Here is a 1,376-nt window from a genome sequence, read left to right on the forward strand (position 1 = left end):
CGCCGGCGGGGGCCTGCCGGCCCGCCGGGGCGGAGTTGCGGCGCGGCTGGGCCGCCACGCCGTTCTGGACGTCCATCACGGCGTGCGCGACGAGTCCGCCCATCGGGTCGTGCCGGATCAGATCCCGCAACCGGGAACGCGAGGAGCGTCCCTCGTTCCCCGGGTACAGGTGCTTGCCGAGGCCCACCGCGTGCGCCAGTGCGGCGAGTGCCGCGGTCCGCGGGTCCGGCGGGACGCCGGTGCGGATCGCGGAGTCCAGCCGGGTTCTGATCTCCCGGCTGATCTCGGTGTCCGTCGCCTGGTAGCGAGTCGTCGGCAGCACCCCGCACATCTGTCCGGCCACGGCGTGCACCATGCCGCACCGCTCCAGATGCGAGAGATAGGTCTGGCGCAGCCCGAGACGCGGCCCGCCGATCCAGTGGACCGCCCGTACCGGAGCGCCGCGCCTTCGCAGCAACTCCAACGCGCAGTCCAGTGTTGGGTCTCCAGTCGGCCGTGGCACCACCACGGCGATACGATCCCCGTCTGGGGCTATCCGTCCGGCCAGCGCCAGCTCCACTAGCTGCGCTCCGGCCAGACCGAGGTCGAGCGACTGCGGCTGTGCAGTGGTACCCGTGGTCGGGTCCAATGCCAGCAGCAGAAGCTCCTCCGGAAGTGTTCTGCGGCTCCTGCCCATCCATGCCTCCCCGCGTGGATGAATGACAGGGTGACCCCTCTCACATTGGTCTGTCGAGGGTGCGTGACCGGTTCGTAGTGGAACCAGTAGCTATGTCGTTCTCGTCTACCGCGTGGGGGAAGTCCGCACACAGGACACTGGTACATGGTTCGGACAGCGCTGCGGAGTGCTGTCGCGGGCGGGCGGTTCACGGTTCGGTTGGCGCACGCGGGGCGTGCGGCACATGGAGGAGGCATCGGTGGCGGGCGAGTCCCCCGACAGGTCGAAGCAGCGCGAGTCGTCGGAAGAAACGACGTCGGGGAGCGCGGATCCGGTTCCCGAGAAGCGGGATCCCCGGCTGGCGGTGAGCCGCGAGGCCGAGTCCTCGAAGAGCCGCGGGAACGTCGACACGGCCACCCGCGTGCTGTCGGCGCGCGAGGAGACGCCCTCCGGCACGGGCGAGGAGACCGGCCGCCTGCGCGAGGCGGTGGCCGCGTGGGTGCGCTCGGCGGACCCGGACGAATCCGGGACCGGGGACGGCAGCGGGGGCGCCGCTGACGAGGCGTCGGACGCTTCCGGGCGGAAGGACGCCTCCGGGGCCGGTACGGCCGCGAACGCCACCGCCGACGGCACCGGGGACGCCTCCTCGCGGACGGCCGACGCCGGGGACCGGAAGAACGCCTCCGGGGCCGGTACGACCACGCCGGAGTCCGGCCGCACG

General features: G+C 72.3%; 1 protein-coding gene and 1 pseudogene. One reads left to right on the forward strand and one right to left on the reverse strand.

The features are described from left to right. Positions 1-676: GPP34 family phosphoprotein (locus B7767_RS18245; RefSeq protein ID WP_107486161.1), on the reverse strand; the 676-nt coding region annotated here is incomplete at its 3' end. A 238-nt stretch (positions 677-914) separates the two neighbouring features. On the opposite strand from B7767_RS18245, the pseudogene B7767_RS48085 reads away from it, so the two are divergent. Then, a pseudogene (locus B7767_RS48085) lies at positions 915-1,376 on the forward strand (D-alanyl-D-alanine carboxypeptidase); the annotation flags it as partial.

The sequence above is a fragment of the Streptomyces sp. 13-12-16 genome, assembly GCF_002114215.1.
Classification (GTDB): Bacteria; Actinomycetota; Actinomycetes; order Streptomycetales; family Streptomycetaceae; genus Streptomyces.